This is a genomic window from Aquamicrobium defluvii (assembly GCF_004363725.1).
Classification (GTDB): Bacteria; Pseudomonadota; Alphaproteobacteria; order Rhizobiales; family Rhizobiaceae; genus Mesorhizobium; species Mesorhizobium defluvii.
Window position 1 is genome coordinate 47,114 of the sequence record NZ_SNZF01000014.1, and the last position, 15,343, is coordinate 62,456.

The following is a 15,343-nucleotide window of genomic DNA, read 5'->3' on the forward strand; positions in this document are numbered from 1 at the left end:
ATCGTCCCCCTCGTTGTGGTCCTTGTCAGGATGACGGCGGCCGACCTGTCAGGGTCGACCGCCGCGCCCATCACCGGGTGGCTGGCCGAGCCGTCAAAGGCCCAGTGCCGACTTCACCGCTGCCGACGCATCGCCGCCGTCGAAAGTCGTCACGCCTTGCAGCCAGGGCGTGATGGCATCGGGATTGGCCTTAAGCCAGGCAGTCGCAGCAGCCTTGGGGTCCGCGCCGTCATTGAGGATCGCGCCCATGATCTCGTTCTCCATCTGAAGGGAGAAGACGAGGTTTTTCAGGAACGCCCCCATGTTCGGGCATTCGGCTGTGTAGCCGGCGCGCACATTGGTGAGCACGGTGGCGCCGCCATAATTCGGGCCGAACACATCGTCACCGCCGTCAAGATACTTCATGTCGATGTTGGCGTTCATCGGGTGCGGCTCCCAGCCGAGGAACACAATGTCCTGCTTCGCGCCAACCGCTTTCTGCACCGCTGCCAGCATGCCGGCTTCGGAGCTTTCCACCAGCTCGAAACCGGCGGTATCGAACTTGTTCTCGGAAATCATGTCCAGCACGACGCGGTTACCGTCGTTGCCGGCCTCGATGCCGTAGATCTTGTTTCCGAGCTTGTCCTTGAACTTGGCGATGTCCTGAAAGCTCTTGAGGCCGGCATCATAGGTGTAGCTGGGCACCGCCAGCGTGTACTTCGCCCCTTCCAGATTGGTCACCACCGTCTCGACGGTGCCTTTCTCCTGATAGGGCTTGATGTCGGCTTCCATGGTCGGCATCCAGTTGCCGAGGAAGACGTCGATATCCTTGCTGGCGAGCGAAGCGTATGTAACGGGCACCGACAGCACCTGGGTGTCGGGCTGGTAGCCGAGCGCTTCGAGGATGACCGAGGCGGTGGCGGTGGTGGCGGTGATATCCGTCCAGCCGACGTCGGCGAAGCGGACGGCCTTGCAACTGCCGGGTTCTGCCGCGAATGCGGCGCCGCCTGCCGCCACCGACAAGGCAAGCGAAAGCACGATCGATTTCAAGCTGGGCATTCTCTTCTCCCATTCTGGCTCGTGAGCGGTGCCGGACGGCCCGCGGGGGGTTATGATTTATTCAAGCCAAACATTATTCTCATTTCCTTTCAACCGGTAACACATTGCCGTTAACGCCGCCCGCTGGCCGACTCACGACATCCGCCCGAAGCCGGGCCGGAAAAATTCTTGCGCCGTATGGCACGGGCACATTTCGCACAACCGACAATAAATCGGTGGAAACGTGCACAATCGCCGATTTTATCCTATATAGAGGCAATCCGCCGGGATGTTTCGCTGCATCTTTTCAGCCGAACCGATTCAAATCCCATCGTTTTCAACATTTACAGAAAGAAGGAAGTTCATTGCAGGTACTCGTTCGTGACAACAACGTCGATCAGGCCCTCCGGGTCCTCAAGAAGAAATTGCAGCGCGAAGGCGTTTTCCGTGAAATGAAGGCGCGCCGCGCCTATGAGAAACCATCCGAGCGCCGCGGCCGTGAAAAGGCTGAAGCCGTCCGCCGCACCCGAAAGGCCGCTCGCAAGCTTGCCATTCGCGAAGGTCTGATTGCCGGCCCGGTGAGAAAGCCGCGCCCGCAGACGCGCCCGGCGCGGCCGGAGACCTCCGCCCCCGCTTCCGCATCCTGAGCGCAACCCGTTCACTCCCCGCCCGCCTCGCACAAACCGCAGGCGGGCGTTTTCGTTTCTACGGGGCCGGACACGCATGACCGGATCTCCGATTTTTCGTGGAAGCGGCCGTCTTGCGCCTTTCCATGCGCAAGGCCCCTGCCTATATTCGCCGCTCGCAAAACTGCGAATTTCATCCTGAACGCTGGAGGGCCGAATGGCGACGCTGCAGAATTTCGACGCCGAGATTGCGAAAACGAAGCAGGCCGTCGAGGACATGCGCTCGCGCATCGAGCAGTCCGGTTCCGTGCTCGAAACGCTGGCCCAGGCCGACAAGACCATCGGCGATGCCAGTTTCGACATCGAGAACGCCCGAATCCAGGACGTGCTCAACCAGCAGAAGGTGATGGAAGCCAATATCGCCGACCTCATCATCGGGCTGGAGGACGCCACCAACGTCTTCGGCACCGAGTTCGAGAGCATGAAGAACTATTCGGGCTGGGAAAAATTCATCGGCATTTTCTCGCGCCAGCGCCAGCAGCGCATGCGCTCCGAGCGCGTGCGCAACATGTCGCTCGCCGGCAACCTTCAGGAGCTGCTGACAAAGTCCGACACCATCGTCGGCATCCTGAAGGCGCAGAGGGAAGTGCTCGACCAGCGCTACAAGACCTCGGAGGCCAGCCTTTCCACGGTGATCGAGCGCCGCAAGGCGACCATCGAGAACCTCACCGCCACGCAAAAGCGCATCGAGGAACTGAACCCGCTGCTGCTCGACATCGAGAACCGCATCGCCGCCTCCACCAACCAGACCGAGCGCACCGAACTTGAAGGCGAACGCTCGAAGCTGGCGACCGAATACAATGAACGGCAGGCGAAGGAACAGGAACTGCTGGCCGAGAGCCAGACGCTGGAGCGCTACACATCCATGTTCCAGACCTTCGTCGATTCGCTCAACAACCAGATCGCGGCGCAGGCGACCCTGATCAACAAGCTGACCATCGATACCGAGCAGCGCATCGTGCTCTACAAGGCGCTGGAGGATTCGCTGAAGACAGCCGCCCAGCAGGACGTCGCCCACAAAATCAACACGCTGGGCTCCCGTGTCGACACTACGGCGGAGGAAACCATGGCCGGCATCGGCGCGGCGGCGCAGAAGCACATCGGCGACCTGCTCGAACTGCACGAGAAGAACATGGTGGCGACCGCCGACATCCAGCGCCGCAAGAAGCTGGCCGACGACGCCTTCGCCCGCCGCTTCGACGACGTGCTGCGCAAGCACAATGCCGCGGACTATGTGAAGGCATAGGGCGGGATAAAGGCATAGGACAGGGCCTTACATGAACGCCGAGACCGACGCCGCCGCACGCTATTTCTCCTCCATCGCGGCGGCGCTGAGCGGGCTGGAGGTGTTCCTGCGCGATGATCGCTCGCCGCTCTACCGGCACGACATCGTCGCTTCCGTCGTGGCCGAATACATCGCCCGGCTGGAGAAATCCTTTTCCTGCTGGCGCAACCGGCTGGGCTTTCAGGCAAGCTTCCGCATCTCTCGCGCCGAAAGCGGCTTTCCCGTATTCCAGAACGTTCTGGAACTGGAGAACGACCGCAAGCAGGCGGAAGCGCGCCTTGCGACCATCCCGCAGGCCAACGAACTGCGGCAGGAGATGGCCGATTTCATCCTGCGCAACAAGGAGTTTCCGGAGGCGTTGCAGCGCTCCATGGCCGAGCGCCTCTATCTGGAGGACGTGGAAAGCAAGGAGACCTTCGGGCCCTTCACGCTCGCCCAGACGGTCAAGGTCTCGGTCAACCCGAAATCCGGCCTGCCCTATTATCTCGTTCACTGGGCAAGCTTCGATGGAACGGCGAACCTGCCGCTGGTCTATATGGCGACGGTGGAAGATTCTTCCGAGTCGATGGTTCGCCAGCTTGTCGACAAGGACCGCAAGCTGAACGGCAAGGTTGAAATCCCCCTGCCCGTCGACGGGTTGCTCAACCCCGAGCTGGCGCATCGGTTCGACGATTTCACCGAACGCAACTCGGCCTATTCTCTGTCGCCGATCACCATCGCCAGCAATCTCGACAAGGACTTCGAGACGCTGCACCCCAAGCAGTTGCGCCGCGTTGTGCTGGGTCCGTTCTATTCGGCCGGCATCACCGAAAACAATTCCATCGTCAACGAGGTGCTGGGGCGGGTGCGCATGCCCGACAATGCCTGGCTGCTTACCTGGACGGTGCAGGAAGTGTTTTCCAAGGGCGAGAAGCCGGGCCGCCGCGGGCTGTTCTCGTCCTCCAAGACGACGCAGGAATTCCACATCGAAACCGATGACCTCGAAGCCACGCGGCAGGGCGTGTCGGCCTATGAAAACCATGCACTGGTGCCGCACGAAGCGTATCAGGCGCTTTACGCGGCCGGCGAGACGCAAAAGATTTTCGCGGGCTACAAGGTCCATATCCTGTCCAACGGGCAGGTGATTTCGGATGTCTGAGACCAGCCAAGCGGAGGCTCCATGGACGCCGGCCTGACCACCATTCCCGAAGCCACCATCGGCAAGCATCGCGCCACGGCGCAAAGCTTCATCACCCGCGTGGTGGTGCTGGAAGACCCTGCGCGCGAAGCCGGCACGGCGCTGGCCGGCACCAACCGCCGCTTCGTCTCCACCGTCTCCACCGGCCCGGTGCGCCGCACGCGTGAGGTGGAGCTGGCAAAGACCGTCGGCGCGGTTCATCCAGAAGACCAGTTGCTGTCCATTCCCCAGCACACCCTGCTTTATCGCGCGCGGCGCGGCATTGCGGTAGCGCTGGCCATCGCCGAAGTGTTCGCGCAGGGCACCGACCTCGAGGCCCTGCAAGCGCAGAATGCCCGCTCGCCCTTGCAGGGCGACGATGCCGCGCGTTTCAGGAAACTTCTGTCATCGTCCGCCTATATCGCGGCTTTCAGCTTCGCCGCCTATCTCTACCAGCTCATCGACAGCGACGGCGAAGCTCCCAACGACATCGCCGAACCCGACTTCCTGTTCGACACGCCGCAGGATGCGGTGAAATCGATCGTGGCCGGGCTCGACCGGGCGCTCGCCGGCGCGAAGGACGACGCCGACCTGATGGCCCGCGCCCGCTCCTTCGCCCGTGTCGCCATCGACGGCCTGTTGCAGCGCAAGACCCGCCTCGACGGCGCGCTCGGACCATTCGAGAGCAGCCACATCCGCATCGATGCCGACGATTTCACCCTCGACGGCTTCGACGTTGCGCCCGGCAAGCGCGCCAAGCCGCTGGTCATGACCTTCAGGAAGCCGGAGGAAGTGGTCGGCAACCACATCGCCAAATACCAGTCGGTCAAGCTCGCCAAGATGCTGATGGCCTACGACTTCGACCGCGAACTCAACCCGTTCGTGGAACTGGGCGGCTTCCTGTTCACCTTCATCGGCGACGGCGCGCCCGGCACCGGCAAGACGACCCTGATCCAGATGATCGCCGGCCTCGTCAACGACTATTGCCAGATCGCCGGCTACCCTTTCGTCTACGAGAATTTCGGCGTCGACCAGATTTCGTCCTATCAGGGCAAGTCCGGCCAGAATTGCCGCCAGTTCATCAACAACGTGCTCAATCCGCGCGCCATCGGCTTCGGTACCATCGACGACATCGATCAGGTGGCGGCGAAGCGCTCCGACGACCGTGCCTCGGCCGGCCAGCAGGAAATCACCGGCGTGCTGATGGACGCTTTCGCCGGCGCGGCGACCGTGGTGCGCGGCAATTGTTCCTTCGGCATGTTCTCCAACTATCCCGAGAATGTCGACGATGCGCTGCGCCAGCGGGCCGGCGCGCGCTGGCTGGTGGACGGGCCGCAGACGCGCGCTGACTACATCGACATCTTCGTGCTACTCGCTGGAAAGAATCACAAAATCCCGCTGGGCGAGCATGAGCTCTACGCCGCGCAGGAGATCCAGCGCGCGGTTGCGGAAGCCTACGAGGGACATGCCAGGCCACAGGAAGACGGGCTCGTCCGGGTCTATGAGCGCTACCTGGAGGAGAATGGCGAGCCGAAAACGCTGGCCGATATCGGCGACTACCTGCATCGCATCAAGGAGGCAGAACCCCGCTTCACCGGCCGCGCCATCAAGAACGTCACCGACGCGATCAAGATGCGCGCCATGGACATCGAACTGCCGGACGAGTGGTTCGAGAAGCCCGAAACCTTCATGCACAAGCCCTACGGCGACAAGAAGGCCATGATCGAGGAGTTGCGCGGGCCGTTCTCGCTCGACATGGTGATGCAGGAGATCAACCGCTACGCCGATTCCGAATTCCGCTACGCCGACAAGTCCGACGATGCGGCGGTGGAGAAGCTGTTGCGCGATGCCCGCCTGCGCGAGCGCGCCGCCCGCGAGATGGAAGAACTGAAGAAGAAGGGCCTGTGGAATGCGTGACATATGCGCAGCATTGCCATTGCCGAAGGTGAAGGGCTGATGCCGTCCCGCTTCCCGCTGCTGCGCGACAGCGCCCTCATTTACGGGCGACTGCTGACCGTGGACGAACCGCATCTGATCGAACGCTACAACAAGGCGCTGAAGGCATTCGGCCTGCCGCCCACCGACCTGCAAGCCTTCGAGATCGACCGCACCGGCTTCTCGCCGCAGGTGGCGGAAGAACTGGGCGACCTGTCCTACCTCGACCCCCACGGCATCAACCGCCGCTTCATCATCCTCACCCCGGCGCAGATCGACCTGCCGGTCGTTCACACCGCATTTTCGAACACGTCTCAATTGATGTTCGAGTTCATGAGCCGCAACCAGCGGGCCATCAACGCGCTCACCATCAAGGACGTGATCTACGGCGAGATCGACGACACGGTCTCGACCGTCGAGGACATCGAGGACCTGCTGTCCATCAGTCAGGTCGAGTTCCGTGTGCTTTCGGCCGAGGACGTGCTCGGCAAGGCGGCGGAACTCGGCACGCTGGTCGACCGCCTGAAGCAGGAGCCCGATGCCTGGCGCTACGACGACATGCTCCACCGCATGGTCGAGCTTGCCAAGGTATGCGGCGACATCCGCGAGAACGCGCTGGTTCCCGATCAGGTCATCTTCCGCCACAACGCCTACTGGACCAGCCATTTCGGCGGTCTTTACGTCTTTATCGACCCCGACACGACCACGGTGATCTGCGATCCGTCCGCGCCCGGCTTCCGCCGCTCGCGACCGTGGCAGGTCAGCTACCTCTCCATCTTCGACGCGGAACGCGTGTTCCGCTTCCTTGCCGAAACCGGCCGCCTCGAACTGCCGCGCGCCTCGTGGGTCGAGGCCTCCGGCTATCTGGAGCACCGCGCCGAGATGGTGGTGCGGGGCCTGATCCGCGAGTCCGAACCCAACCGGAACCTCTCGAATGTGGACAAGGTCTGGCTTCAGACCTGGATTCACAACAATGCCGAGCGGATCAATCAGGACGGCAACTTTCCTTTCCTGAATGCCGCCAAGCGCGAGATCAACCAGCTTGGCCAGCTGCGCATTGACGAGGTGTCGCCAGGGCAGCGCTTCCTCGTGGTGCGGGCAAGGCCGGACCATCCGGATGCGTGGCTCACCAACCGGCTGATCTCCGATTTCGTGCCATCCGACTTCGTCTCGCGCTACGTCTTCAACAAGCAGGGCTTCTACGCCGATTACGAGGGCTACAGCCAGAACTGGCGCGCCCATGTTGTGGACGTGCTGAAAACCGCATATCTCAAGGACAAGGCGGCGTTCCGTGCGCGCCTTTACGGTCTGACCGACTGAACCGCAGAAGGGTGCAACGCATGCTCGATCCGGTCGTGAACTTCATAACCCAGATTTTCCACTGGATCGGACGAGGCATCGGCTTCGTCATCGGCATCATCCTGTGGCCCTTCATGTGGATCGGACGCTGGTATCTCCAGCGCGGCCTGATCCTGAAGGCCGTGCTCGGCGGCGTCCTCGCCATCATCGTGGCCATGTATGGCTATTTCTTCTACGTCACCCAGTTCTGGACCAATTTCGATCCGGATTATCCGGCAGCGCTTGTCGATGCCCGCGGCACCACAGGTGCCGGCGATCCGGTTACCCCCGCCGCGATTTCGGCAACGGTCGGTGGCGAGCCTGCCCCCACCTGCAAGCCGTCTGCAATCGCCGCCACCTCGGCAGATCTGATCGACTTCAACGTCAACCAGAATGCCTGGATTTCCTCCATGGTGCTGTCCAAGATCGGCCTGTTCGGCATCGAGTGGAAGAACACACCTTTCCTCGACAACAAGGCAGCCTTCCAGCTTGGCATCAACAATGCCCTGCGCCGCACCAGCACGGAGCTTGTCGACACGCTCGGCCGCGTGCGCGGCACCTCTCAGATCGACCAGAACCTGCAGGATGCGCGCACCGCCCTCGCCTGGAGCGAAACCGCCTGGTACATCGGCTGGCGCGGGCCGACCCGCCCCTCCCCCAGCGTTTACCGCGAAGCGATCACCAAGCTGCGCGCCTTCAACGCCAGCCTTGAGAGATGCCAGTCAACTTTCGATGCGCGCGCCGACAACCTCATGCAGTTCCTCGACCGTATCGCCGGCGACATCGGCTCGACCTCAGACATCCTGCGCCAGCGCATAGAAGCGTCGGATGCCGGCTGGTTCGACCTGCGCGCCGACGACCGCTTCTGGTTCGCATACGGCCAGCTCTATGCCTATTACGGCATTCTCGTCGCTGCCCGTTCGGACTTCGGATCAGTAATCGCGGAGCGTAACCTGACGGCGCTGTGGACGCGCATGGAAGGCCAGTTGCGCGCTTCGCTCAACGTGCAACCGTGGATCATCTCCAACGGCAACGAGTCGAGCGCCTTCTTCCCCTCCCATCTGGCGACCATGGGGTTCAACCTCTTGCAGGTGCGCTCCAACATCGTGGAACTCCGCTCGATCCTCGACAGGTAAGGCAGGCGGGGCGCGTCGCCGCCCTGTCGTTTTCTGTTTATTGCGCGCCTGTTTTGGAATGGCGAAAGCCGGCTCTCGCGGGTTTCTATCCATGCTCCGGGCAGCCGGTCTCGGTGAGAAGAGAAAACGGGGACACATTTATGGCCGAAGTGAAATCCGACATTCAGATCGCGCGCACCGCAAACAAGAAGCCGATCCAGGAGGTGGGCGCGAAGATCGGCATCCCGGCCGGGGACCTGCTTCCCTTCGGGCACGACAAGGCCAAGATTTCGGCCGGGTTCATCAAGTCCATTCAGGGCAACCAGACTGGCAAGCTGGTCCTCGTCACCGCCATCAACCCCACTCCAGCGGGAGAAGGCAAGACCACGACCACCGTCGGCCTCGGCGATGGCCTCAACCGCATCGGCAAGAAGGCGATCGTCTGCATCCGCGAGGCTTCGCTCGGCCCCAATTTCGGCATGAAGGGCGGCGCCGCCGGCGGCGGCTATGCGCAGGTCGTGCCCATGGACGACATGAACCTGCACTTCACCGGCGATTTCCACGCCATCACCTCGGCCCACAACCTCCTGTCGGCATTGATCGACAACCATATCTACTGGGGCAACGAACTCGGCATCGACACCCGCCGCGTGGCCTGGCGGCGCGTCATGGACATGAACGACCGGGCGCTGCGCCAGATCGTGGTGTCGCTGGGCGGCGTGGCCAACGGCTACCCGCGCGAAGCGGGCTTCGACATCACCGTCGCTTCGGAGGTGATGGCGATCCTGTGCCTGGCGCGCGACCTGAGGGATCTCGAGCAGCGGCTGGGCGACATCATCATCGCCTACCGCCGCGACAAGAGCCCGGTCTTCGCCCGCGACCTGAAAGCCCACCGGCCCATGGCCGTGCTGCTCAAGGACGCGATCCAGCCCAACCTCGTGCAGACGCTCGAGAACAACCCTGCCTTCGTGCATGGCGGCCCCTTCGCCAACATTGCCCATGGCTGCAACTCGGTGATGGCGACCTCGACCGCGCTCAGGCTCGCCGACTATGTGGTGACGGAGGCCGGCTTCGGCGCGGATCTCGGCGCGGAAAAATTCTTCGACATCAAGTGCCGCAAGGCAGGGCTGAAGCCGGCGGCTGCCGTGATCGTGGCCACGGTGCGCGCCCTGAAGATGAACGGCGGGGTGAAGAAGGAGGATCTCGGCGCCGAGAACATCGAGGCGGTCGTCAGGGGCTGCGCCAATCTCGGCCGCCATATCGAGAATGTGAAGCAGTTCGGCGTGCCGGCCATCGTTGCGATCAACCACTTCCACACCGACACCGACGCAGAGATTCAGGCAGTGAAGGATTTCGTCGAGACGATGGGCGAGGAAGCGGTGCTGTGCAGGCACTGGGCGCAGGGCTCGGCCGGCATAGAGGAGCTGGCGCACAAGGTCGTGGAACTGGCCGAATCCGGGCGCTCCCAGTTTGCGCCGCTTTACGCCGACGATCTCGGCCTGTTCGACAAGATCGACACCATCGTCAAGCGCATCTATCGCGGCTCCGGCGCAATCGCAGACAAGTCGGTGCGCGACCAGCTCCACCTGTGGGAAAGCCAGGGCTACGGCAGCCTGCCCGTATGTATGGCCAAGACGCAGTATTCCTTCTCGACCGACCCAAATCTTCGCGGTGCGCCGACCGGACATACGGTTGCGGTGCGCGAGGTTCGCTTGTCGGCCGGGGCCGGTTTCGTCGTGGCGATCTGCGGCGAGATCATGACCATGCCCGGCCTGCCCTCGAAGCCATCGTCCGACAATATCTACCTGAATGAGGATGGCGAGATCGAGGGCCTGAGCTGAGGTTCCTGCGCCCGCTTCATAACCGCATCAGGCAAGGTTCCGGAGCCGGTGCCATCAGGCGCCGGCTTTCTTTCGATGGAGACGATACATGCGCAAGTCGATCGAACGGATAGAGGCGGACACGGAAGGGGTATCCTACGATTTCCCGGTCTATCGGTTCGAGGGTTCGGCACGGCATGCGCCTTCCGCCTATCTTCAGGCCGCCCTTCATGCTGGCGAACTGCCCGGCACCGTCGCCATTGATGCGCTGATGCCTCTGCTCTCAGCCGCGGAAAAAGAGGGCCGCATTCGCGGTGCGATCACCCTCGTGCCATGGGCCAACCCCGTCGGCCGCGCGCAATATCACTTCGCCGCCCATGAGGGACGGTTTCATCTCGGCACCCGCACCAACTTCAACCGGGATTTCCTGCTGCTGGAGAAACCGGACCCGGCGCTTTTGCCGGATGAGTCGACGCTTTCGACCACCGACCAGCGGCTGAAGGCACGGCTGCTGAAGCTCTCGCTCGGTCACGACATCGTGCTCGACCTGCACTGCGACGACGAAGGCGTGCCCTATCTCTACGTGCCCGAACCGCTATGGCCGGCAATGGCGGACTGCGCCGCCACCATGGGCGTGGAGGCCGTGCTTCTGTGGCAGGACGAGTGCGGCTCGGCTTTCGATGAAGCCTCGATCAATCCCTATCTTGGCGGCAACAGGGCCGAGTTGCAACGCAAGGTCGTCGCAACGGTCGAGTATCGGGGCATGGCCGATGTCGATGCCGGTCTTGCCCGGCAGGATGCCGGGGGCCTCTACCGCCTGCTCGTCGCACGCGGTGTGATCGAGGACGCGTCGCTCCCGCCTCCCGGTCCGTTCGGGGGCATCGTCGCACCTCTGGAAAACGTCGAGATGACGGCTGCGCCGAAGGCCGGCGCGGTCCTGTATCACGTGAGGCCCGGCGACCGGGTGGAGCGCGGCGCAAGGCTCGCCACCATCGTGCACGCGCCGGGCGAACCGGATGGCCGCACGGAAGTGATTGCACCGCAGGCGGGCTATATCCTCACCCGGCGCGGCCATCGCATCACGCGCAGCGGCGAAGACCTGCTCAAGCTCATTGGCAGCGAGCGCAGCGCCGACGCCCGCTCCGGAACCCTTGAAGCCTGAACCATCGCGAATCCGCTTGCCGGGCTCCGCGAAGGCCGCTATGGAATGCGCATGAACACGCACTTCTCGACCTTTGCTTGGTGGTGGGCCTGCTGAAAGCGGCCTTCTGAGCGCGTGCGCGTGAAAATGGTGGGTGGCCGCAACGGAAGTCCGGGCGGCCATTTTACGTTTCAGCCCCCGAGGTCCGTTGCCAGACAACAAACGGAGAAGGCAATGACGGTGGAAATTCTCGAGAACGGGGCAGAGCGCTTCACCACGGCAGGGGGTATCGCAATCACCCACCAGCGGCATGAACGGCCCTATGCCGGCGCGATCGAAGCTTATATCGACGGGCTCAATTCACGGCGCGGCGCGGTCTTCTCCTCGAACTACGAATATCCGGGCCGCTACACACGCTGGGACACCGCCATCATCGACCCGCCGCTGGTCATTTCCGCGCGCGGCCGCGCCATGCGCATCGAGGCGCTGAACAAGCGGGGCGAGGCTTTGCTGCCGGTCCTCCAGGCTGCCGTTTCCGGGCTTTCCGATGTCCGGATCACGCGGTCGACCGGCGATCTCATCCTCATCGAGGTGAACAAGCCGGATCGTATTTTCACCGAGGAAGAGCGCAGCCGCGCACCTTCCGTGTTCACCGTTCTGCGTGCCGTCACCGCCCTTTTCCATACGGCCGACGACAGCAGTCTCGGCCTCTACGGTGCCTTCGGCTACGATCTCGCCTTCCAGTTCGATCCGGTCGAGTACAAACTTAAGCGGTCGGAAAGCCAGCGCGATCTCGTGCTATTCCTGCCGGACGAAATCCTCGTCGTCGACCATCATGCAGCCAGGGCATGGACCGACCGCTACGACTACGCAGGCAATGGATTCTCGACCGAGGGCCTGCCGCGCGAGACGCCGGACGCGCCTTTCGTACCTTCCGACCGTATTCCGCCGCGCGGCGACCACCAGCCCGGCGAATATGCGTCTCTGGTTCGCGGCGCCATGGCGAGCTTCAAGCGCGGTGACCTGTTCGAGGTGGTGCCGGGCCAGACCTTCTACGAGCGCTGCGAAACGCAGCCATCCGACATCGCCCGCCGGCTCAAGACCATCAACCCCTCCCCCTATTCCTTCTTCATCAATCTGGGCGAAGGGGAATATCTTGTCGGCGCTTCGCCGGAAATGTTCGTTCGCGTCAGCGGCCGGCGTGTCGAGACCTGCCCGATCTCGGGCACCATCAGGCGCGGCAAGGACGCCATCGAGGATGCGGAGCAGATCATCAGCCTGCTCAACTCCAAGAAGGACGAAAGCGAGCTGACCATGTGCTCGGACGTCGACCGCAACGACAAGAGCCGGGTCTGCGAGCCGGGTTCGGTGCGCGTCATCGGCCGGCGCCAGATCGAGATGTATTCGCGCCTCATCCATACGGTCGACCATATCGAGGGCCGGCTGCGTGAGGGTATGGACGCTTTCGATGCGTTTCTCAGCCATGCATGGGCCGTTACCGTCACCGGTGCGCCGAAATTGTGGGCTATGCGCTTCATCGAGAACAACGAGAAGAGCCCCCGCGCCTGGTATGGCGGGGCCATCGGCATGGTGCATTTCAACGGCGCCCTCAATACCGGCCTTACCCTGCGCACCATCCGCATCAAGGACGGCATCGCCGAAGTGCGCGCCGGGGCCACGCTGCTGTTCGATTCCGTCCCCGAGGACGAGGAAGCCGAAACCGAACTGAAGGCATCCGCCATGCTCTCCGCCATCCGCGACGCAAAAGCCGGCAACGCCACCGCGACCGAACGGACCACCGCCCGCGTCGGCGAGGGACTGAACATCCTGCTGGTCGACCATGAGGACAGCTTCGTCCATACGCTGGCCAATTATTTCCGCCAGACCGGCGCCAATGTCTCCACGGTGCGCACGCCTGTGGCCGATACGCTCTTCGATGAGCTGAAGCCGGATCTGGTGGTGCTGTCGCCCGGCCCCGGCATGCCGAAGGATTTCGATTGCGCCTCCACCATAAAAAAGGCGCGCCAGCGCAAGCTGCCGATCTTCGGCGTCTGCCTTGGCCTTCAGGCGCTTGCCGAAGCCTATGGCGGCGAGTTGCGCCAGCTCGCCGTCCCCGTTCACGGCAAGCCGTCCCGCATCCGCGTATCGAAACCGGGCATCATCTTCTCCGGCCTGCCGAAGGAGGTGACGGTCGGGCGCTATCATTCGATCTTCGCCGATCCGGCCCGCCTGCCGCGCGAATTCGAGGTGACGGCGACCAGCGAGGACGGCACCATCATGGCCTTCGAGCACAGCAAGGAGCCGGTCGCGGCCGTTCAGTTCCACCCCGAATCGATCATGACGCTGGGTGGCGATGCCGGCATGCGCATGATCGAGAACGTTGTGGCCCACCTTCCCCGCAAGGCCCGCGAAAAAGCGGCCTGACCCGCACCGAAGGCCGCCGGAATGGAGATGGAACGCGTGCATCACGACACGAAAGCTTCAAAGCGCAGGGTGCAGACCCTCGCCTTCTGGTCGATCGTGGTCGCGCTCGGCGTCATGGGACTGAAATTCGTCGCATGGCGCATGACCGGCTCCGTCGCACTTTATTCCGACTCCCTGGAATCGATCGTCAACGTCATCACCGCGGGGGCGACGCTGTGGGCCATCCGCGTCAGCCACAAGCCGGCCGACAGCGACCATCCCTTCGGCCACCACAAGGCGGAATATTTCTCCGCCGTGCTGGAGGGCGTCCTCATCGTCGTGGCCGCCCTGCTCATCGTGGCGCAGGTCTGGGAATCGATCCGCGCGCCGCAACCCATGGAGCAGCCGTGGGAGGGTCTTGCGGTAAATGGCGGCGCCGCCGCCATCAACGCGGCCTGGGCGATGCTCCTGATCCGATCCGGCCGCAAGGCCAGATCGCCCGCGCTCGTGGCGGACGGCCAGCACATCATGACCGATGTCGTCACCTCGGTCGGCGTCATCGCCGGCCTTGTGGCCTCGGTCTTCACCGGATGGCATGTGCTCGACCCGCTGCTGGCTCTGATCGTGGCGCTCAACATCCTCTATCAGGGCTGGAAGGTGATGGGGGATTCGCTGAACGGCCTCATGGATCGCAGCGTCGACATGGAGGAGCAGATGCGCATCCGCGACATCATCTCGGTCAATTCGAAAGGCGCACTTGAGGTTCACGACCTCAAGACCCGCATCGCCGGACGGGCGACGTTCATCGAGTTCCATATGGTGGTGGACGCTGACATGCCGGTTGGCGATGCACATGTCATCTGCGACCGCATCGAGGATGCGCTGAAGGCAGAAAACCCCTCCGTACGCGTCACCATCCATGTCGAGCCGGATGACGAGGCGAAGCTGCCAAAGGGCAGCGTTGCGGTTCCCTTCGCCTGAATCGTCTTCCCCGCCGGAACCGGCGGAGCCCTGCAAGGTTATGTCTGGCAAGGGTTATGCTTGCGCATTCCGTCAGGCTGCACGATCCTGTGACGAGCGGGGCATGGCAGGAGAGTGGACCGGCTGAGGAGGCTTCCATGTATGGACTGATCGGGAAATTGCGGGCGGCACCCGGCAAGCGCGAGCAGCTTCTTGAACTCATTCTTCAGGCCACCGGCGCCATGCCGGGATGCCTCAGCTACGTCGTTGCCCGTGACCCGGCGGACACCTCGGCCCTGTGGGTGACGGAAGTCTGGACGGACGCGGAAAGCCACAAGGCGTCACTGCAACTGCCCCATGTTCAGGAAACGATCGCCAGGGCACGGCCGCTGGTGACGGGGTTCGAATTCCAGATCGAGACGGAACCGGCGGGCGGCGTCGGCCTTACCTGAAGCCGCCCACCATTACGGGTTCGCTTTCGCAGCGA

General features: G+C 63.1%; 12 protein-coding genes. 11 read left to right on the plus strand and 1 reads right to left on the minus strand.

Translation table 11 applies throughout. From position 1 onward, the window contains the following. Positions 1-93: 93 nt before the first annotated feature. Positions 94-1,038 carry a choline ABC transporter substrate-binding protein gene (locus DES43_RS12220; RefSeq protein WP_035028357.1) on the minus strand — a complete coding sequence of 315 codons (945 nt, stop codon included), beginning with the start codon at positions 1,036-1,038 and terminating at the stop codon, positions 94-96. Positions 1,039-1,382: 344 nt separating this feature from the next. Between DES43_RS12220 and rpsU the strand changes: the two genes are divergently transcribed. From rpsU to DES43_RS12275, 11 genes are all read left to right on the plus strand, one after another. Further along, complete coding sequence (rpsU, locus tag DES43_RS12225; RefSeq protein WP_035028360.1) at positions 1,383-1,664, plus strand: 30S ribosomal protein S21; 282 nt, start codon at positions 1,383-1,385, stop codon at positions 1,662-1,664. 196 nt (positions 1,665-1,860) lie between these two features. Beyond that, complete coding sequence (locus DES43_RS12230; RefSeq protein WP_035028364.1) at positions 1,861-2,949, plus strand: hypothetical protein; 1,089 nt, start codon at positions 1,861-1,863, stop codon at positions 2,947-2,949. Positions 2,950-2,980: 31 nt separating this feature from the next. Next, positions 2,981-4,126: a hypothetical protein gene (locus DES43_RS12235; RefSeq protein WP_035028366.1), complete on the plus strand. Its 1,146-nt coding sequence runs from the start codon at positions 2,981-2,983 to the stop codon at positions 4,124-4,126. A 21-nt stretch (positions 4,127-4,147) separates the two neighbouring features. Continuing rightward, on the plus strand, positions 4,148-6,061 hold the full coding sequence (locus DES43_RS12240) for an AAA family ATPase (RefSeq protein ID WP_035028369.1): 1,914 nt from the start codon (positions 4,148-4,150) through the stop codon (positions 6,059-6,061). Between the two features lie 3 nt (positions 6,062-6,064). Next, positions 6,065-7,399 carry a DUF6638 family protein gene (locus DES43_RS12245; protein WP_245264738.1) on the plus strand — a complete coding sequence of 445 codons (1,335 nt, stop codon included), beginning with the start codon at positions 6,065-6,067 and terminating at the stop codon, positions 7,397-7,399. 20 nt (positions 7,400-7,419) lie between these two features. Beyond that, a complete protein-coding gene (locus DES43_RS12250; protein WP_035028372.1) occupies positions 7,420-8,553 on the plus strand; it encodes a DUF2333 family protein in 1,134 nt (377 codons plus the stop codon). Between the two features lie 140 nt (positions 8,554-8,693). Next, positions 8,694-10,373 carry a formate--tetrahydrofolate ligase gene (locus tag DES43_RS12255; RefSeq protein ID WP_035028375.1) on the plus strand — a complete coding sequence of 560 codons (1,680 nt, stop codon included), beginning with the start codon at positions 8,694-8,696 and terminating at the stop codon, positions 10,371-10,373. An 88-nt stretch (positions 10,374-10,461) separates the two neighbouring features. Continuing rightward, complete coding sequence (locus DES43_RS12260) at positions 10,462-11,514, plus strand: M14 family metallopeptidase (RefSeq protein ID WP_035028378.1); 1,053 nt, start codon at positions 10,462-10,464, stop codon at positions 11,512-11,514. A gap of 213 nt (positions 11,515-11,727) precedes the next feature. Continuing rightward, positions 11,728-13,917 (plus strand): anthranilate synthase, encoded by a 2,190-nt coding sequence (locus DES43_RS12265; RefSeq protein WP_035028380.1) that lies wholly within the window; start codon positions 11,728-11,730, stop codon positions 13,915-13,917. 27 nt (positions 13,918-13,944) lie between these two features. Continuing rightward, positions 13,945-14,877, plus strand: a complete 933-nt coding sequence (locus tag DES43_RS12270; protein ID WP_051520648.1) for a cation diffusion facilitator family transporter — start codon at positions 13,945-13,947, stop codon at positions 14,875-14,877. A 137-nt stretch (positions 14,878-15,014) separates the two neighbouring features. Next, entirely contained in the window at positions 15,015-15,308 is a 294-nt protein-coding gene (locus DES43_RS12275; RefSeq protein ID WP_035028525.1) for a putative quinol monooxygenase, read from the plus strand. The last annotated feature ends 35 nt before the right edge of the window (positions 15,309-15,343 follow it).